At 70.4% G+C, this 18401-nt stretch carries 20 protein-coding genes and 1 pseudogene; 19 read left to right on the forward strand and 2 right to left on the reverse strand.

Going from position 1 to position 18401, the window contains the following annotated elements:
- Window positions 1-53: 53 nt before the first annotated feature.
- From G3576_RS19620 to parE, 5 genes are all read left to right on the forward strand, one after another.
- The gene (locus G3576_RS19620; protein ID WP_164696131.1) at window positions 54-608 is read left to right on the forward strand and encodes a TRAP transporter small permease; all 555 of its coding nucleotides are present in this window, start codon (window positions 54-56) and stop codon (window positions 606-608) included.
- Entirely contained in the window at window positions 605-1900 is a 1296-nt protein-coding gene (locus G3576_RS19625) for a TRAP transporter large permease (RefSeq protein ID WP_164696132.1), read from the forward strand. The genes G3576_RS19620 and G3576_RS19625 overlap by 4 nt, the downstream gene beginning before the upstream one ends.
- Complete coding sequence (locus tag G3576_RS19630; protein ID WP_164696133.1) at window positions 1897-2832, forward strand: hypothetical protein; 936 nt, start codon at window positions 1897-1899, stop codon at window positions 2830-2832. The genes G3576_RS19625 and G3576_RS19630 overlap by 4 nt, the downstream gene beginning before the upstream one ends.
- 53 nt (window positions 2833-2885) lie before the next feature.
- Window positions 2886-3404 carry a MaoC family dehydratase gene (locus tag G3576_RS19635; protein ID WP_164696134.1) on the forward strand — a complete coding sequence of 173 codons (519 nt, stop codon included), beginning with the start codon at window positions 2886-2888 and terminating at the stop codon, window positions 3402-3404.
- Between the two features lie 108 nt (window positions 3405-3512).
- The gene (gene parE, locus G3576_RS19640) at window positions 3513-5531 is read left to right on the forward strand and encodes a DNA topoisomerase IV subunit B (RefSeq protein WP_164696135.1); all 2019 of its coding nucleotides are present in this window, start codon (window positions 3513-3515) and stop codon (window positions 5529-5531) included.
- 18 nt (window positions 5532-5549) lie between these two features.
- On the opposite strand, the gene G3576_RS19645 is transcribed toward parE, so the two are convergent.
- Both G3576_RS19645 and G3576_RS31865 read right to left on the reverse strand, forming a co-directional pair.
- A complete protein-coding gene (locus G3576_RS19645; RefSeq protein WP_164696136.1) occupies window positions 5550-6158 on the reverse strand; it encodes a hypothetical protein in 609 nt (202 codons plus the stop codon).
- 191 nt (window positions 6159-6349) lie between these two features.
- Window positions 6350-6994, reverse strand: a pseudogene (locus tag G3576_RS31865) (TerC family protein); the annotation flags it as partial.
- A 173-nt stretch (window positions 6995-7167) separates the two neighbouring features.
- Here G3576_RS31865 and purB point away from each other — a divergent pair.
- The 14 genes from purB to G3576_RS19720 all read left to right on the forward strand — a co-directional run bounded on the left by purB (window position 7168) and on the right by G3576_RS19720 (window position 18394).
- Complete coding sequence (gene purB, locus G3576_RS19655) at window positions 7168-8514, forward strand: adenylosuccinate lyase (protein WP_164696138.1); 1347 nt, start codon at window positions 7168-7170, stop codon at window positions 8512-8514.
- Window positions 8515-8615: 101 nt separating this feature from the next.
- Window positions 8616-8936, forward strand: a complete 321-nt coding sequence (locus G3576_RS31305; protein WP_207622918.1) for a hypothetical protein — start codon at window positions 8616-8618, stop codon at window positions 8934-8936.
- A gap of 16 nt (window positions 8937-8952) precedes the next feature.
- Window positions 8953-9696, forward strand: coding sequence for an NRDE family protein (locus tag G3576_RS19665; RefSeq protein ID WP_164696139.1), 744 nt, complete (start codon window positions 8953-8955; stop codon window positions 9694-9696).
- 145 nt (window positions 9697-9841) lie between these two features.
- Entirely contained in the window at window positions 9842-10606 is a 765-nt protein-coding gene (purC, locus tag G3576_RS19670) for a phosphoribosylaminoimidazolesuccinocarboxamide synthase (protein WP_164696140.1), read from the forward strand.
- Complete coding sequence (purS, locus tag G3576_RS19675; protein WP_164696141.1) at window positions 10603-10842, forward strand: phosphoribosylformylglycinamidine synthase subunit PurS; 240 nt, start codon at window positions 10603-10605, stop codon at window positions 10840-10842. The genes purC and purS overlap by 4 nt, the downstream gene beginning before the upstream one ends.
- Window positions 10843-10848: 6 nt before the next feature.
- Window positions 10849-11076: a hypothetical protein gene (locus tag G3576_RS19680; protein WP_164696142.1), complete on the forward strand. Its 228-nt coding sequence runs from the start codon at window positions 10849-10851 to the stop codon at window positions 11074-11076.
- A gap of 72 nt (window positions 11077-11148) precedes the next feature.
- Window positions 11149-11847 carry a phosphoribosylformylglycinamidine synthase subunit PurQ gene (gene purQ, locus G3576_RS19685; RefSeq protein ID WP_164696143.1) on the forward strand — a complete coding sequence of 233 codons (699 nt, stop codon included), beginning with the start codon at window positions 11149-11151 and terminating at the stop codon, window positions 11845-11847.
- Window positions 11844-14063, forward strand: coding sequence for a phosphoribosylformylglycinamidine synthase subunit PurL (purL, locus tag G3576_RS19690; protein WP_164696144.1), 2220 nt, complete (start codon window positions 11844-11846; stop codon window positions 14061-14063). Before purQ ends, purL begins: the two co-directional genes overlap by 4 nt.
- The gene (locus tag G3576_RS19695) at window positions 14063-14302 is read left to right on the forward strand and encodes a BolA family protein (RefSeq protein WP_164696145.1); all 240 of its coding nucleotides are present in this window, start codon (window positions 14063-14065) and stop codon (window positions 14300-14302) included. The genes purL and G3576_RS19695 overlap by 1 nt, the downstream gene beginning before the upstream one ends.
- Window positions 14303-14325: 23 nt before the next feature.
- Window positions 14326-14664, forward strand: a complete 339-nt coding sequence (grxD, locus tag G3576_RS19700) for a Grx4 family monothiol glutaredoxin (protein WP_164696146.1) — start codon at window positions 14326-14328, stop codon at window positions 14662-14664.
- Between the two features lie 165 nt (window positions 14665-14829).
- Window positions 14830-15804 carry a glycosyltransferase family 2 protein gene (locus G3576_RS19705; protein WP_164696147.1) on the forward strand — a complete coding sequence of 325 codons (975 nt, stop codon included), beginning with the start codon at window positions 14830-14832 and terminating at the stop codon, window positions 15802-15804.
- A gap of 267 nt (window positions 15805-16071) precedes the next feature.
- Window positions 16072-16719: a CDP-alcohol phosphatidyltransferase family protein gene (locus G3576_RS19710; protein ID WP_164696148.1), complete on the forward strand. Its 648-nt coding sequence runs from the start codon at window positions 16072-16074 to the stop codon at window positions 16717-16719.
- Window positions 16716-17681: a phosphatidate cytidylyltransferase gene (locus G3576_RS19715; RefSeq protein ID WP_164696149.1), complete on the forward strand. Its 966-nt coding sequence runs from the start codon at window positions 16716-16718 to the stop codon at window positions 17679-17681. The genes G3576_RS19710 and G3576_RS19715 overlap by 4 nt, the downstream gene beginning before the upstream one ends.
- Complete coding sequence (locus G3576_RS19720) at window positions 17678-18394, forward strand: lysophospholipid acyltransferase family protein (RefSeq protein WP_164696150.1); 717 nt, start codon at window positions 17678-17680, stop codon at window positions 18392-18394. Before G3576_RS19715 ends, G3576_RS19720 begins: the two co-directional genes overlap by 4 nt.
- The last annotated feature ends 7 nt before the right edge of the window (window positions 18395-18401 follow it).

Below are 18401 nucleotides of genomic sequence, written 5' to 3' on the forward strand. Positions count from 1 at the left end.
CGATGGCCCCCATTGGGCCGTGATTCGAGCCAGGAGAGAAGGCCGCGTGATCCATGACTGAATCCGCATCAGGGCGTGGCCCTATCGACCTGCTGCTGCGTGCCGTCGATGGGGCCTGCACGATCGGCGCCTGGGTCGCGGCCGTGGCCGCCGGGCTGCTCGCCCTCATCCTGATCACGGAGGTCGTCGCGACCTCCTTCTTCAGCTGGTCGCAGCCCTGGGCGGTGGAATACGCGATCTACCTGCAATGCATGGTGCTGTTCTGCGGCGCCGGCTGGACCCTGCGGCAGGGCGGGCATATCCGGGTCGCCATCATGCTGCAGGCGCTGCCGGTGCCGGCCGCGCGCATCCTTGACATGGCAGGCTGCGCCTTCGCCATCGGCGTGCTCGGCTACGCCTGCTCGGCGCTCTGGCAGCAATGGCTGCGCACCGTCGATTTCGGCTCCACCTCCTTCTACCCGATGGCGACGCCGCTCTGGATTCCCCAAGGGTTCCTGACGCTGGGCGTCACGCTGCTGGTGCTGGCCTTCGCGGCGCGGCTGGTCCGGCTGCTGCTGGGGCAGGAGACCGAGGCCAAGGCCGCCTTGTCCGGCGGAGGCGTCGAATGACCGGCCCCCTCACCCTCGTCCTCGGCATGCTCGTCGTCACCCTGGCGGGTGGCGTCTGGGTCGGCGTCGGGCTGATGTCGATCGGCATCGTGGCGCTCGAGGTCTTCCGCGACATGCGCGTGGACCGCTTCCTCGCCGGCGACATCTGGTCCAGCTCCACGGCGGTCGAGCTCATCACGCTCCCGCTCTTCATCCTGATGGGGGAGATCCTGTTCCATACGCGGCTGTCGGAGAATCTCTTCGCCGGCCTCTCGCCCTGGACTCGGCGGCTGCCGGGGCGGCTGCTGCATGTGAACGTGCTGGGCTGCACCCTCTTCGCCGCCGTCTCCGGCAGCAGCGCCGCCACCACGGCGACCGTCGGGCGCATCACGCTGCAGGAACTGCTCGGCCGCGGCTATGACCGGCGGCTCGCGGTGGGCTCGCTCGCCGGCGCAGGCACGCTCGGCTTCCTCATCCCGCCCTCCATCCCGATGATCGTCTATGGCGTCGTCGCCGATGTCTCGATCCTGGAGCTGTTCATGGCCGGCATCGTGCCGGGCCTGATGCTCGCGCTGATGTTCATGGGCTGGATCGGTTTCCGTGCGTGGCAGGATCCGAAGCTGGTCCCGGCCAGGGAGCCCGCCATCCCGCGGAAGGAAGCGCTGATCGCGCTGGGCCAGCTCGCGCCCATCGCCTTCCTCATCCTCTTCGTCATGGGCAGCCTCTATTTCGGCTTTGCCAGCATCACGGAAGCGGCCGCGATCGGCGTGCTCGGCTCCCTCATCGTCGCGCTGGCGCAGCGGACGCTGACGCTGGCCGGGATGTGGGGCGCGCTGCTCGGCACGGTGCGCACCTGTTCCATGATCGGGCTCATCATCGTGGGCGCGCTGTTCCTGTCCAAGGCCATGGCACGGCTCGGCCTGCCGGCGGATGTGGCGAATGCCATCCAGTCCTGGGGCCTGCATCCCTGGATGCTGATCTTCGTCCTGCTGCTGTTCTACCTGGCGCTGGGCTGCATCCTGGATGGCCTCTCCGCCATCGTCATGACGCTGCCCGTCACGCTGCCGCTGGCCGTGGCGGCGGGCTTCGACCCGATCTGGTTCGGCGTCTTCCTCATCATCACCATCGAGATGGCGCAGATCACGCCCCCCGTCGGCTTCAACCTCTTCGTCATCCAGGGCCTGACGAAGGAGGGTATCTTCAGGATCGCCGCCTATGCCTGGCCCTTCTGCGTCATCATGATGATCTTCACCGCCCTCATTACCGTGGTCCCCGACATCGTGACGGCATTGCCGAAATCGCTGCGCGGATGATGGGCAGGCTCGGCGGCCTCATCCGCCGCCATGGCCTGCCGATGATCGCGGCAGGGGCCTTCATCGGCATCGCGCTGCCCGACCTGGCGAGTGCGATGCGGCCCTGGCTGGTCGCGCTCTCCATCGGCACGATGATGGTGGCGCTGCTGCGGATCGAGCCCGCGGATTTCGGCGCGGTGCTCCGCCGGCCGACACTCGCGATCATCATCCTGGCCTGGGTGACGCTGGTGGTGCCGGCGGGCGTCTGGCTGGCGCTGCGACCCTTCCTGGCCCCTGACTCGCCCTTCCTCGCCGCCGCCGTGCTGATCGCGGCGACGCCCTCGGTCATGTCGGCCTCCGCCTTCGCCATCCTGCTTGGCGCCGATGGCGCGCTGCTGACGGTGGTGGGCATTCCCTCCAACGCGCTGGCACCGGCCTGGCTGCCGATGGTGGCGTCGCTGATGGGGGTGGGCGCGCAGGTCGATCCGCTGGCCATGGCGCAGCGGCTCGCGGTGCTGGTTGGCGGCAGCTTCGCGGGCGCCATCCTGGCCGTGCGGGTCTTCGGCCGCCCCGCCATCCGCCGCGCCGCGCCGGGGCTCGATTCGGCGGTGGTGCTGCTGATCACGCTCTCCGCCATCCCCTGCATGGATGGCGTGGGGCCGGCGCTGATGGCGCGGCCCGCCACCTTCGCGGCCATGCTGGCCTTCGCGCTCGGCCTCAACATGGTGCTGCAGGTGATCGGCTACCTGGTCTTCCGGCCCGCGCCCGTGGCCGCCGCGCTCTCCGCCGCGCTTGTCACGGGGTCGCGCAACAACGTCCTGCTGCTGGCTGCGATCGGCGCGCCGGGGGATGGCGACCTCAGCCTCATCATCTCCGCCGCCCAGCTCACGCTCTTCATCATGCCGAGCCTGGTGGCACCGACCTATCGCGCCATCGCCCGCAGGCGCCGTTGAACCGCAAGGCGGGCTCGGCTATGAATTTGTCCGGACAAATCAGGAGACGCCGCATGGTCCAGACCCACACGGAAGTGGCGCCCCAGCGCTTCCGCGAAAGCTTCGGCCGCTACTTCGAGGATTTCCAGGTCGGCGACATCTACGAACACCGCCCGAACCGGACGATCACGGAGACGGAGAACACCTGGTTCACGCTGCTGACGATGAACCAGCACCCCATGCATTTCGATGCCGAATACGCCAAGCATTCCGAATTCGGCCGCTGCATCATCTGCTCCCCCTTCACCGTCGCGCTGCTGGTCGGCATGAGCGTGAGCGACGTCAGCCAGAAGGCGATCGCCAATCTCGGCTGGAAGGAGATCAAGCTCACCTTCCCCCTCTTCGCCGGCGATACCCTGTCGGGCGAGAGCGAGGTGCTGGACAAGCGCGAATCGAAGTCCCGCCCCAATGCCGGGATCGTCGCGGTGCGCACCCGCGGCTACAACCAGGACCGCAAGCTGGTCTGCGAATTCGATCGCATGATGCTGATCGCCAAGCGCGGCTTCGACGTGGAGCAGAAGGCCGGCTACTGAGCCGCCGGCGGGCCCGGGGCTCTCCCGGGCCACCCTTCCCGACTCGGAGGCGTTGGTTGTGCCGGGCGGCCCCGGTCGCTATCTTGGCCCCCGGATTGAGAACACAGCATGAACGACCTCTTCTCCCGTAATGCCGCCAAGGGGGCTGCCAAGCCCGCGACGAAGCCCGCCTCTCCCGCCCCTGTCGCGGGCGGGTCCGACTATTCCGCCAAGGACATCGAGGTCCTGGAGGGGCTGGAGCCCGTGCGCCGGCGCCCGGGCATGTATATCGGCGGCACCGACGACAACGCGCTGCACCACCTGGCCGCCGAGATCATCGACAATGCGATGGACGAGGCCGTGGCCGGCCATGCGGACCGCATCGAGGTGACGCTGGAGGTCGGCAACTGGCTGACCGTGCGGGACAATGGGCGCGGCATTCCTGTGGACCCGCACCCGAAATTCCCGAAGCTCTCGGCGCTGGAGGTCATCCTCACCACGCTCCATTCCGGCGGCAAGTTCTCCGGCAAGGCCTATGACACCTCCGGCGGCCTGCACGGCGTCGGCTCCTCCGTCGTCAATGCGCTGGCCGAACGCATGGAGGTGGAGGTCGCGCGCGACCGCACGCTCTTCGGCCACGCCTTCGAACAGGGTAAGCCGGTCCAGAAGCTGAAGAACCTGGGAGCCGTCCACAACCGCCGCGGCACGCAGGTGCGCTTCAAGCCGGACCCCGAGATCTTCGGCAAGCAGCTGTTCCAGGCGGCCCGGCTGCACCGCCTCTGCCGGTCCAAGGCCTATCTCTACAAGGGCGTGGAGATCCGATGGAACTGCGACCCGAAACTGGTGGAGGGCACCGACACCCCCGCCAGCGCCACGCTGCATTTCCCCGGCGGCCTGCGCGACTTCCTCGCCACCTCCATCGAGGGCCGCGCCACCGTCGTGCCGCAGCCCTGGGCAGGCGAGGTCGGCTTCGCGGAGGGCGCCGGCCGCGCCGAATGGGCCATCACCTGGGTGGAGCAGGGGGACGGCTTCCTCTCCACCTACGCCAACACCATCCCGACCCCGCAGGGCGGCACCCACGAAGCAGGCCTGCGCGCTGCCCTGGTGAAGGGGCTCCGCGCCTATGGCGAGCTGAAGAAGGAACGCCGCGCCGCCAGCGTGACGGCGGAGGACCTCTTCGGCGGCCTGGCCGGCATGTGCTCCGTCTTCATCCGGGAACCCCAGTTCCAGGGCCAGACCAAGGACAAGCTGACGAGCCCGGAGGCCGCGCGCCTCGTCGAGAATGCGCTGCGCGACCATTTCGACCACTGGCTGGCCGGCGACCCCGGCAATGCGGACAACCTCCTCGCCTGGACGATCGAACGGGCGGAGGAGCGCATCCGCCGGCGGGAGCAGAAGGAGACGCCGCGGAAGTCGGCGACCCGCAAGCTCCGCCTGCCCGGCAAGCTCGCCGACTGCTCCCGCGAGGGCGTGGACGGGACGGAGCTCTTCCTGGTGGAGGGCGACAGCGCCGGTGGCTCCGCCAAGCAGGCGCGGGACCGGGAGACGCAGGCGGTGCTGCCGCTGCGCGGCAAGATCCTGAACGTCGCCAGTGCCTCGGCCGACAAGCTGCGGCAGAACCAGGAACTGCGCGACCTGATCGAGGCGCTGGGCTGCGGCGCCGGGGACCGCTTCGACCTCGCCCGGCTGCGCTACGGCCGCATCGTCATCATGACGGACGCGGACGTGGACGGCGCCCATATCGCGGCCCTGCTGATGACCTTCTTCTACAAGGAACTGCCGGAACTGGTGCGCCAGGGCCGCCTCTTCCTGGCGCAGCCCCCCCTCTTCCGCCTGCAGGCGCCCGGCAAGACCGTCTATGCCAAGGACGATGCGGACCGGGAGCGGCTGCTGAAGAAGGAATTCAAGGCCAACCAGAAGGTCGATGTCAGCCGCTTCAAGGGCCTCGGGGAGATGCCGCCCGCGTCGCTCAAGGAGACGACGATGGACCCGAAGCGCCGCACCCTGCTGCGCGTGATGCTGCCAGCGGAGGAGCGGGCCCGGACGTCGGAGCTGATCGAGGCGCTGATGGGCCGCCGCCCGGAGCTTCGCTTCCGCTTCATCCAGGAGAATGCGGCGAAGCTGGACGAGGAATCGGTGGACGCCTGAGGGCGTCCCCGCGGGGCTTCAGCCCCTGGCAGCCTGCGCGATGCCCACCACGAAGGGCATGGGATCCACCGGCCGCACCTGGCGCGCCGGGCTCGTCACCAGCACCTTCAGGAAGCGACCGGCGGCGGGGCCGAGGCAGACCAGCGTCTGCACCTCCTGCCGCCCATAGGTGCCCTGCAGGGTGGCGCAGCGCATGGGTGCCTGGCCGGGCACCGCCACATCCGTCCGGTTGCTCTCGGTGATGCGCTGGCTGGTGCGGGTGCCGGCCATCGCCACCGCCTCGTTCACCGCCGCGTTGAACTCGGCCTGCAGGGCCGGCGCATCGATCTCGTTGGGCACGGCGGCGATGCCGCGATCATAGAGGCTGACGGTGGAGACGGCACTCCGCGCCGGCCCGTCATAGTCCATCGCGACACCCAGCCCCGCGCGGGTCTGCTCGTGCCAGGTGGTGTCCCGCCGCGTGAAGCCCGCGACGGCATCGGGCAGCCGCCCCGCCGCCACGGCAAGCGTCGGACGCCCGCCCGGTGGCGATGCCGCGGCGCCGGCCGCCCCCTCCCCTTCCTGCTGCGCGCACCCGGCCATGCCGAGGGTCAGCGCGAGAAGAACGAGCGAGGGGGCGTGGCGCATGGTCAGCGGTTCCTTCGCAGCACCTGCAGGGTCAGGTCCACCACCAGGGTGACCACGATGGCCAGGACGACGACCTGCGCGACGGTCGCCAGCGCCCAGAGCCCGATCGGGAAGCTCACGGCCCCCGCCGGCAGCGCCATCCAACCCAGCGGCAGCAGCAGGTAGCCATAGGCCTGCGGGACGGTGTCCGCGATCTGGTGCGTGCCTTCATAGATCATCTGCACGGCGACCCAGAGGATCACGAGCAGGCCGACCCAGGCGATCCAGCGATGGTTGTTGAGCAGCCGCGCGATCAGCGTTGCCGCGACGCCCATCAGCACCACGCTGAAGGCCAGGCCGACGATCAGGATGTAGGGATGGTCCTTCGCGGCGCCTGCCACGGCAAGGACGTTGTCGAGGCTCATGGAGACGTCGGCGACCAGGATCTGGATGATGGCCTGGCGCAGGGTCTTGCGCGGGGCGCCCGCGGCCGTGCCGTCCTCCAGCGTCTCGACGCCGTCCTGCTGGTCGGCCGCGTGGTCATGCCCGCCTTCCCGCAACTCGCGGTACATCTTCCAGCAGACCCACAGCAGCAGGACGCCGCCCGCGAGCACGATGCCGACGATGGACAGAAGCTGGACGGTGATCGAGGCGAAGGCGATGCGCATCACCGTCGCGGCGACGATGCCCCAGAAGATCGCCTTCTTGCGCTGGTCGGCCGGCAGGCCTGCCGCCGCCATGCCGACCACGATGGCATTGTCGCCCGCGAGCACGATGTCGATGAACAGGACCGTGGCGAGTGGCACCACCCATTCAGGGAAGTTCGCTTCGACGAAGGTCAGGAGCCACTCGGGCATGAAAATACTTCTCCGGCGTGGGATTTTCACTTGCTTTACGCCAACAGGCGGCGGACCGGAAGACCCGGGCTTGGCCGTGGCGGCACGGTCCGTCCTTGCCAAATGACGCCCGCCCGCGCCAAACGGGGCCGTCATGGCCGCCGAGGCCAAAGCCACGAAGGACGCCACCCCGCATGGTCCCCCGCTACAGCCGACCCGACATGGTCGCCATCTGGTCGCCGGAGACTCGCTTCAGGATCTGGTTCGAGATTGAGGCCCTGGCCTGCGAGGCGATGGCCGAACTCGGCACCATCCCCCGGGAAGCCGCGGTGGCGATCCGGCGCGGGGGCAGCGCCAAGGTCGCCACCATCACCCAGGCCGACCTCGACCGCATCGACGCGATCGAGCGCGAGACTCGCCACGACGTGATCGCCTTCCTCACCTGGCTGGGCGAGGGCATCGGGCCGGAGGCCCGCTTCGTGCACCAGGGCATGACCAGCAGTGACGTGCTCGACACCTGCCTCGCCGTGCAGATGACGCGCGCCGCGGACCTGCTGATCGCCGATGTGGACGCGCTGCTGGTGGCGCTCCGCAAGCGCGCGGAGGAGTATCGCCACACGCCGACCATCGGCCGCAGCCACGGCATCCATGCGGAGCCCACCACCTTCGGCCTCAAGCTGCTCGGCTACGTCGCGGAGTTCGAGCGCAACCGCGCCCGCCTCCTCGCCGCGCGGGCGGAGGTCGCGACCTGCGCCATCAGCGGCCCCGTCGGCACCTTCGCGAGTGTCGATCCACGGGTGGAGGCGCATGTCGCGAAGCACCTGGGACTCGCCGTCGAGCCGGTCTCGACCCAGGTCATCCCGCGGGACCGCCACGCGGCATTCTTCTGCGCGCTCGCCGTCGTCGCCAGCGGCGTGGAGCGCCTGGCGACGGAAGTCCGCCACCTCCAGCGCAGCGAGGTGCGGGAGGCGGAGGAGTTCTTCCATGCCGGCCAGAAGGGCAGCAGCGCCATGCCGCACAAGCGGAACCCGGTGCTGAGCGAGAACCTGACAGGCCTGGCGCGCATCGTCCGCGGCTATGCCATGCCGGCGCTGGAGAATGTCGCTTTGTGGCATGAGCGCGACATCAGCCACAGCAGCGTGGAACGCGTGATCGGCCCGGACGCGACCATCACCCTCGACTTCGCGCTGATGCGCCTGACGGGGATGATGGAGAAACTCACCGTCTATCCCGAGCGGATGGCGGAGAATCTCGAGAGCCTCGGCGGCGTCGTCCACAGCCAGAAGGTGCTGCTGGCGCTGACCCAGGCGGGCATGAGCCGGGAAGGCGCCTATGCCGCCGTGCAGCGCTCCGCCATGGCCACCTGGCAGAAGCTGGGCAAGCCGGACGCCAAGGACTTCCGCACCAATCTGCTGAGCGACCCGGAGGTGGCGGCCTGCATGACGGCGGAGGCGCTGGACCGCGCCATGGATCCGGCGCGGGACTTCGTCCATGTGGACCAGAGCTTCGCGCGGGTGATGGGCGGCAAGTCCCCGGGCTGATCGCGGGGCTGATCGCGCTTCCGTCATCGCCGCGGGGCCGTCCTGCCCCGGTTTCGCCATGGGTGGTGCCTATATCCTTCACCCATGAGGAGGCCAGTGTGATGCGAGCGATGACGCGCATGATGACGGCCGCCATCCTCGGTGCGGGCCTGGCGCTGTCGGCGCCGGCCGGTGCCCAAGGGGGCGAACCGGAAGGCGGCAAGCTGGAGGCGACCACGGTGGATTGGCGCTACCGCGGCGGCTACTACGCGCCGCCGCCCGCCTATTACGCCCCGCCGCCGGGCTACTACTACTACGCACCGCCGCCCCGGCCGCGGCCGCGCTACTACGCGCCGCCGCCGGTCTACTACTACGCACCGCCACGGCCGCGCTATCATCGGCCGCCGCCGCCCCCGGGGGTGAGCCTGCACTTCCGCTTCTAAGGACCACCGCCCGCCCGTGTGCACCGTCATCTGCCTGTGGCGCCCGGGCCATGCATGGCCGGTCCTGGTCGCGGCCAATCGCGACGAGAGGGTGGACCGCGCCTGGCAGGGCCCGGCCGCGCATTGGCCGGGCCACCCGGGCGTGGTCGGCGGGCGGGACCTGACGGCCGGCGGCACCTGGATGGCGATGGGGCCGCAGGGCGTGATGGCGGCGATCCTGAACCGGCCCGGCAGCCTCGGCCCCGCCGCGGGCAAGCGCAGCCGGGGCGACCTGCCGTTGCGCGCCGCCGCCACCCCTTCCGCCAGGGCCGGCGTCGAGGCCATCACCGCCATCGAGGCTGCCGACTGGCGGCCCTTCAACATGGTGATCGCCGACCGCGACAGCGCCTGGTTCGTGAAGGGCCTGGGCGAGGGACGCCCCCTGGCGAGCCGGCTCCCCCCGGGCGTCTCCATGGTCACCGCCCATGACCCGAACGACCTGACAAGCCCCCGCACCGCCCGGCACCTGCCCCGCTTCCAGGCCGCGCCGCCCCCCGACCCCGACCATGACGATTGGCAGGCCTGGGAGGTTCTGCTGTCGGACGATACCTCCCGCCCGGGCATGGGGGCGGAGGCGCTGCGCGTGCCGCCTGTCGGCGGCTTCGGCACCGTCAGCGCCAGCCTGGTCGCCCTGGCGGCGGATGGCCGCCGGCGCTGGCGCTTCTGCCCAGGCCCGCCCGGCACCGCCCCCTTCGTCCCGGTCGCCCTTCCCGGTCCTTGAACCGGCTGCCGGGCTGCATCCCGCAGGCGGCGTGGCGGGCTCGTTCTTCCCCTGCTATAGCGGCCCCAAGCACCGGGCCCCGCGCCCGGGCGCACCCGCGCGCCCCATTCCCTGGCGGCCGCGGCAGTCGAGGAGTTTCAGCACCATGGCGCGCCGCCGTCAGCTCTACGAGGGCAAGGCCAAGATTCTGTTCGAGGGCCCGGAATCCGGCACCCTGGTGCAGTATTTCAAGGACGACGCGACCGCCGGCAACGGCGCGAAGAAGGGCACGATCACCGGCAAGGGCGTGCTCAACAACCGCATCAGCGAATACCTGATGATGAAGCTGACCGAGATCGGGATCCCGACCCACTTCATCCGCCGGCTGAACATGCGCGAGCAGCTGATCCGCGAGGTGGAGATCATCCCGCTCGAGATCGTCATCCGCAATGTCGCCGCCGGCAGCCTGGCCAAGCGCCTCGGCATCCAGGAAGGCACGCGGCTGCCGCGCTCCATCCTCGAATACTACTACAAGAACGACGCGCTCGGCGATCCGATGGTGTCGGAGGAGCACATCACCTGCTTCGGCTGGGCTTCCACCCAGGACCTCGACGACATGGTGGCGCTGTCGCTCCGCGTGAACGACTTCCTCACCGGCCTCTTCCTCGGCGTCGGCATCACCCTGGTGGACTTCAAGCTGGAATTCGGCCGCCTCTACGAGAATGACGAGATGCGGATCGTCCTGGCCGACGAGATCAGCCCCGACAATTGCCGCCTCTGGGACGTCAAGACCGGGGAGAAGATGGACAAGGACCGCTTCCGCCGGGACCTCGGCAAGGTCGAGGAAGGCTACCAGGAAGTGGCCAAGCGCCTCGGCATCCTGCCCGAGGCCGGCGTTCGCGACATGAAGGGGCCGGAGACCGTCCAGTGAAGGCGCTTGTGACCGTGATGCCGAAGGCCGGCGTCCTCGACCCCCAGGGCAAGGCGATCGGCCACGCCCTCTCTTCCCTCGGCTTCGCCGGCGTCGCCGATGTGCGCGCGGGCAAGGTGATCGAGCTGGAACTGGCGGAAACCGACCCGGCCAAGGCCAAGGCGGCCGCGGAGGAGATGGCCCGCAAGCTGCTGGCCAACACCGTGATCGAATCCTTCCGGGTCGAGGTGGTCTGACCCTCCATGGTCAAGGTCTCCCTCCTTGTCATGCTCGTGCTGACGGTCCTCATCTCGATGGGGCTCCGCTGGCGCGAACAGCGCATGCCGGCGGTGGCGCAGGCAAAGCGCCTGGGCCTGGTGGCGCGGGGCAAGAAGGGCCTGGACCGCTGGGTGACGGCCGCGGCCCTGGCGACGCTCGCGACGCTGATCGTCGTGGGCGGGCTGCACTGGCTACGGATCTGGGTGGGTTGAGGACGCGGCCGTGACGACGGCGGCATCCCTCTACAGTCAAGGCCCGCGACCGGCGGGCGAACGGGTGTCACCATGAACGCCGTCATCATCGTCTTCCCCGGCACGAACCGGGAAAGGGACATGGCCATCGCGCTGGAACGCGCCAGCGGCCGCAAGCCGACCCTGCTGTTCCATCGCGCGGATGCGCTGCCCGCCGGCACGGACCTGGTCGTGCTGCCCGGCGGCTTCAGCCATGGCGACTACCTCCGTTCCGGCGCCATGGCCGCGCAGTCGCCCATCATGCAGGCGGTGCGGGACTTCGCGGCCAAGGGCGGCCATGTGCTCGGCGTCTGCAACGGCTTCCAGATCCTGACCGAGGCCGGGCTGCTGCCCGGCGCGCTGCTCCGCAACGCCACGCTCCGCTTCCTGTCGATGGACTGCCACATGCGGGTGGAGCGGTCGGGCACGCCCTACACCGCCCACTGGCAGAAGGGCGCCGTGTTCCGCGCGCCCATGGCCCATGGCGACGGCAACTACTTCTGCGATGACGAGACGCTGGCCCGCCTGAACGGGGAAGGCCTGGTCGCCTTCCGCTACAGCACCCCCGCCGGCGAGATCACGGACGCCGCCAACCGCAACGGTGCGCGCCAGAACATCGCCGGCATCCTCTCCCCCAACCTCCGCATCTGCGGGCTGATGCCGCATCCCGAGGACCTCGTGGACCCGTTGATGGGCGGCACGGATGGGCTGCCGATGTTCACCTCCCTCGTCGAGAGCCTGGCCACCGCATGAGCACCGCCCCGACTTCCCTCGACGCCGCGCGGGCGAAGCAGCTTTCCGCCGAATTCGGCCTGAAGGCGGATGAGTATGACCGCGTGCTGTCGATCCTCGGCCGCACGCCGTCCCTGACGGAACTCGGCATCTTCTCCGTCATGTGGTCGGAGCACTGCTCCTACAAGTCGAGCCGCGTCTGGCTGCGCACCCTGCCGACCAAGGCGCCCTGGGTCATCCATGGCCCCGGCGAGAATGCGGGCGTGATCGATATCGGCGACGGGCTGGCCGCCATCTTCAAGATGGAGAGCCACAACCATCCGAGCTTCATCGAGCCCTATCAGGGCGCGGCGACGGGCGTCGGCGGGATCCTGCGCGACGTCTTCACCATGGGGGCGCGGCCCATCGCCAATCTGAACGCCCTTCGCTTCGGTGCGCCCGAGGCGCCGCGGATGAAGCGCGTGATCGATGGCGTGGTCCGCGGCATCGGCGGCTACGGCAACAGCGTCGGCGTGCCGACCGTGGGCGGCGAGGTGAATTTTCATCCGGCCTACAACGGCAACCCGCTGGTCAACGCCATGACCGTCGGGATCGCGCCGAAGGACCGCATCTTCCTCAGCGCCGCGGCCGGCATCGGCAACCCCGTGGTCTATGTCGGCTCCAAGACCGGCCGCGACGGCATCCATGGCGCGACCATGGCCAGCGCCGAATTCTCCGCAGATTCCGAGGAGAAGCGCCCCACCGTCCAGATCGGCGACCCCTTCACGGAAAAGCTGTTGATCGAGGCCTGCCTGGAGCTGATGGCGACCGACATGATCGTCGCCATCCAGGACATGGGCGCGGCCGGCCTGACCAGCTCCTCCGTCGAGATGGCGGGCAAGGGCGGCGTCGGCATCGAGCTGGTGATGGACAACGTCCCCCAGCGCGAGCAGGGCATGACGGCCTATGAGATGATGCTCTCCGAATCCCAGGAGCGCATGCTGATGATCCTGAAGCCCGGCCGCGAGGCCGAGGCGCAGGCGATCTTCCACAAGTGGGAGCTGGATTTCGCCGTCATCGGCCACCTGACCGATACCGGCCATATCGTCATCCGGCACAAGGACGTGGTGGAGGCGGACATCCCGCTGGCGCCGCTGGAGTCCGAGGCGCCGCTCTACCGCCGCCCGACGGCGGAGACGCCGAAGCGGGCGGTGCTGGACGCCGCCGCCATCGCCGATCCCGTGGGCCCGCTGGCGGCGCTCGAGACGCTGGTCGGCAGCCTCGACCTCTGCTCCCGCCGCTGGATCTGGGACCAGTATGACAGCACGGTGGGCGGCCAGACGGTGAAGCGGCCTGGCGGCGCGGATGCGGCGGTGGTGAAGCTCGATGGCCTCAAGCGCGCACTCGCCATCACCACGGATTGCACGCCCCGCTACTGCCAGGCGGACCCGGAAGCGGGCGGCGCGCAGGCCGTGGCGGAAGCCTGGCGCAACCTGACGGCGGTGGGCGCGACGCCGCTCGCCATCACCGACAACATGAATTTCGGCAACCCCGAGAAGCCGGAGATCATGGGCCAGTTCGCCGCCGCGGTGCGCGGCATGGCGGCGGCCTGCACCGCACTCGACTTCCCCGTCGTGAGCGGCAATGTCTCGCTCTACAACGAGACCGAGGGCCGCGCGATCCTGCCCACCCCGGCCATCGGCGGCGTCGGCGTGCTGGAGGATGCGGCCCATGCCGTCGGCCTCGCCCTGACGCCGGGCCTCGATCTGGTGCTGGTCGGCGCGACGCAGGGCTGGCTTGGCCAGTCGCTCTGGCTGCGGGAGATCGCGGGGCGGGAGGAAGGGGCGCCGCCGCCGGTGGATCTGGCGGTGGAGCGCCGCAACGGCGACTTCGTCCGCGCCCGCATCCTGGAAGGCCAGGTCGCGGCCTGCCATGACCTGGCGGATGGCGGGCTGCTCGTGGCCGTGGCCGAGATGGCCATGGCGGATGGCACCGGTGCCACGCTGGCCGCGCCCCCCGCGGGCCAGGCGCCGCATGGCTGGTGGTTCGGGGAGGATCAGGGCCGCTACCTGCTGGCCGTGACGGATGGCGCCGCGCTGGTCGCGGCCGCCCAGGCCGCCGGCGTGCCGGCCGCCATCATCGGGCGGAGCGGCGGCGGGGACTTGGTTCTGGCCGATGGTTCCTCCATATCCGTGGCCTCGCTGCGCATGGCCCATGAGGCCACGCTGCCGGCGCTGATGGAGGGGAGAGCGGCCTGATGGCGATGGATTCCGCGGAGATCGAGGCGCTGATCAAGGCCGCCCTGCCCGATGCGCAGGTGACGATCGAGGATCTCGCCGGCGATGGCGACCATTATGCCGCGAAGGTCGTCTCCTCCGCCTTCAAGGGCATCCCGCGCGTCAAGCAGCACCAGATCGTCTACGCCGCGCTGCAGGGGCGGATGGGGGGGGCGCTGCACGCCCTCGCCCTCCAGACCTCCGCGCCGGACCAGGCTTAACCGCTTCCAGAGGGACCAGCCCGATGAGCAACCCCGTCTTCGACCGCATCCAGGCCGATATCGATGCGAACCCGGTCGTCCTCTACATGAAGGGCACGCCGGTCTTCCCGCAGTGCGGCTTCTCCGCCCGCGTCGTGCAGATCCTTTCCCACGTGGGAGTCCCCTTCAAGGGCGTGAACGTGCTGGAGGACATGGAAATCCGCGAGGGCATCAAGGCCTTCGCGAACTGGCCGACCATCCCCCAGCTCTATGTGAAGGGCGAGTTCGTCGGCGGCTGCGACATCGTCACCGAGATGTTCCAGGCGGGCGAGCTGGAGACGATGCTGGCCGAAAAGGGCGTGATGCCCAAGACAACGGCCTAAAAGCCGACCCTCAAGCGCCGGGCGGCCGCATCCGCGGCCTTGGCTTCGCCGCACTTGCGGCGGCGCCCGTTCGGGCGCTCGGATCGGCTTCGCCGATCCGCCACCACAGCGTCGCTTGCGGGGTGTTGATTTCAACGCCCCGCGCCCCTGCCCCACTCTGGGGTGATGACCGCGCCGCTGATATCGATCGTCACCCCCGCCTATGACGTCGCCCCCTTCATCGGGGATGCCGTCGCCTCCGCCCGCGCCCAGGACGAGACGCGGTGGGAGATGATCATCGTCGATGACGGATCGCGCGATGGCACGGCCCTGGCCGCCGAGCGCGCCGCCGAGGGCGATCCCCGCATCCGCATCCTCCGCCAGGCCAATGCGGGCGTCTCCGCCGCGCGGATGGCGGGCATCGCAGCGGCGTCGGGCGACTCGCTGCTCTTCCTCGATGCCGATGACTGGCTGGCGCCGGATGCGCTGGCGCGGCTCTCGGGCGCGCTGCGCGCGGCACCCGACGCCGTCGCGGCCTATGGCCCCTGGGCCGCGGTGGCGGAGGCCGCGCGGCCGGGCGACCCGCCGCTGCGGCTGAAGGCCGGGCCCTACCCCGCCGGCGACATCCTGCGGCGCCTCCTGGTGGAGAACCTGCTCGCCAATGGCGGCCATCTGCTGGCGCGCCGCAGCGCCTTCGACGCCGCCGGCGGCTTCCGCCCGACGCTTCGCTATGGCGAGGACTGGGAGTGCTGGATCCGCCTGGCGCTCCAGGGTCCCTTCGCCGTGGTCGAGGGCCGCGATCCCCTGCTGTTCGTGCGGGAGCGGGGCGGCAGCGCCTATCGCCGCATGGCCCGCGACCCCGCCGCCTTCGCCCCCGCCATGGCGGCGATCTGGGAGAATCCGGCGCTGACCGAACGCCTTGGCGCCACCACCGCCGCGCAGATCCGGCGCCGGGCGGAGGCCGAGAATGACTGGGTGGTGGGCAAGGAACTGCTCCGCCATGGCGCAAGGGCGGAGGGGCTGAGCGTGCTGCGCGGCGCCGCCCTTGCCGCGCCGAGCCTCAAGCGCCTGGCGCTGCTGGCCGCCGCGCACAGCCTGCCCGCCCTGCCCGCCCGTCTGCACGGCCCCTTCGCGCGCTACCCGGAGGCGCGGCAGGCGTGACCGGCTGCAGAATACTGCGGATTTAGGACTACTGCGGATTTAGCCGATTAAGCCGCTTTAGCACCTTTAGTCGCGTTCTCGCATGGGCACGCCGGATCGCGGCGGCAGGCGGCGGACATGGATCGGCCCCGTGGTGACGGGAACATAACAAAAACATCGCCGCGAAAGCCAGCGGAATCATGCGGCTGTGTTCGCAGGCCAGCCTGCCCGGGGGCGTGCGCCCATGCGATGCTGGCGGCGCAACGGTAGCGGCCCCAGGCAGGACGGATGGCGGAGAGCGGTGACAGGCGGCCGATCGCGGCGCGGGAGCTCAGCGTCATGCAGCGCCTGGCGGGCGCGCTGGTCCGGCGCGGCGCCTCGGCCGATGGCATCTCCCTGGCCGGCATGGCGGCCGGGTTGCTGGCGGGGCTCTGCCTGGCCGGGACCGCCTGGTGGCCCGTGGCCGCGATGCCGCTTTGGCTGGCCGGCGCCCTGTTCATCCAGCTCCGGCTACTGGCCAACCTGCTGGACGGCATGGTGGCGATCGGCCGCGGCATCGCCTCCCCGGCCGGGGAGTTGTTCAACGAGGTGCCGGACCGCGTCTCCGACACCGCCGTGCTGGCGGGGCTCGGCATCGCCGCGGGCGACCTGGCCCTGGGGCTCGGCGCGGCGCTGGCAGCCATGGCGACGGCCTATCTGCGCGCGGTGGGCAAGGCGGCCGGCGCGTCGAGCGATTTCCGCGGCCCGATGGCCAAGCAGCACCGCATGGCGCTGGTCACGGCGCTCGCCCTCGCCTGCGCCCTGCTGCCGGCCGCCTGGACAGCGGCGCTGCCAGGGCTGGCGCTCTGGGTCATCCTGCTGCTCTCCCTCGTCACGGGGTGGCGCCGGCTGCAGGGCGCCTGGACGCAACTGGCCCAGCGGAATGCCCCCGAATGAGCGCTTTTGCCCATCCAGTGACCGTGTGGATCGTCGGCGCCACCCTGGCGGTGGTCGCGACCGCGGCGCTGGTCATCGGCGGGCTGAGCCTGGCCGGCCGCGGCACGCCGGCATTCCGGCGGGAGCTGTGGCTGCGGCTCGGTTCCTGGTGCGTGCTGCTGCCGCTGATGATCGGGCCCGTGCTGGCCGGGCGGGAATGGACCATCCTGGCCGTCACGCTGCTCGGCCTGCTCTGCTACCGCGAATATGCGCGGGCGACGGGGCTGTTCCGGGAGAGGGTGCTGTCCGCCGTCGTGGTGCTGGGCATCCTCTTCGTGAATTTCGCGGCGCTCGACCATTGGTACGGCTTCTTCGTGGCGCTCTGGCCGCTGACGGTCAGCCTGCTGGCCGTGGCCTCCATCCCGCAGGACCGGCCGGAGGGCTATATCCAGCGCGTCGGCCTCGCGGTGCTGGGCTACATGCTGTTCGGCGCGGGGCTCGCCCATCTCGGCTACATGGCGAATGACCCGGGCTACCGGCCGATCGTGCTGCTGCTGCTGACGGCGGTGGCGCTGAACGACGTCGCGGCCTTCACCTGCGGCAAGATCCTGGGCGGGCCGAAGCTGCTGCCCGCGACCAGCCCGAACAAGACCATCGCCGGCGCGCTGGGCGCGGTGGTGGTGACGGGCAGCGTCGTCGCGCTGATCGCCCATTCGCTATTCGGCACCACGCCGATGGGCGGCTGGTTCTGGCTGCTGCTGCTGGGCGTGCTGGTCAGCGTCGCCGGCCAGGCGGGCGACCTGATGCTGTCCTCCATCAAGCGCGACATCGGCATCAAGGATATGGGCGTGGTGCTGCCCGGCCATGGCGGCATCCTGGACCGCTTCAACAGCCTGCTGCTGGTCTCCCCGGCCGTGTTCCACTTCATCGGCTACTTCGTGGGCTTCGGGCTGGATGAGCCGACGCGGATCTTCACGCAATGAAGTCGTGGGAGATCAAGCCGGCCCGGGATCTCGGCCTGCCGCTGGGCCAGCGGCTCCGCAGCCTGGCGCGGGAGCGGGGGCTGGTCGGCCTGGCGCTGAACGCCGCCTGGCGCCACACGCTCCGCCTCTATCTGGCGGCGGCGCATCGGCTGGAGGTGGAGGGGCGGGAGAACCTGCCCCCGCCGCCCTTCGTCATCATCGCCAACCACGCCAGCCACCTGGATGCGCTGACGCTGGCCGCGGCGCTGCGCGGAGAGGCGGCGCGGGCCGCGCATGCGCTGGCCGCCGGCGAGGTCTTCTTCGGCAAGCCCGCCGGCGCCGCCTTCGCGGCCTATGCGATCAACGCGCTCCCGGTCTGGCGCGGCCGCACCCAGCGCAGCGAGTTGAAGCTGCTGCGGGAGCGGCTGCTGGAGGACCGGCTGGCCTATATCCTGTTCCCCGAGGGCACGCGCAGCCGGGACGGGACCATGGCCCCCTTCCAGCCCGGGCTCGCCATGCTGGTGGCGGGCACGCCGGTGCCGGTGGTGCCGTGCTGGATCGAGGGCGCGCATGAATGCTGGCCGCCATCGCAGCGCTGGCCAAGGCCGGGGAGGCTGCGGCTGCGGATCGGCAAGCCGCTGGTGTTCGAGGATGTGGCGCCGGATGCGGAGGGACGGGCGCGGATCGCGCAGGCGGCGCGGGATGCGGTGGTGGCGCTGCGGCCGCCCGGCTAGGTCGGTA

It is taken from the genome of Falsiroseomonas algicola (genome assembly GCF_011040385.1).
GTDB classification, from domain to species: domain Bacteria; phylum Pseudomonadota; class Alphaproteobacteria; order Acetobacterales; family Acetobacteraceae; genus Falsiroseomonas; species Falsiroseomonas algicola.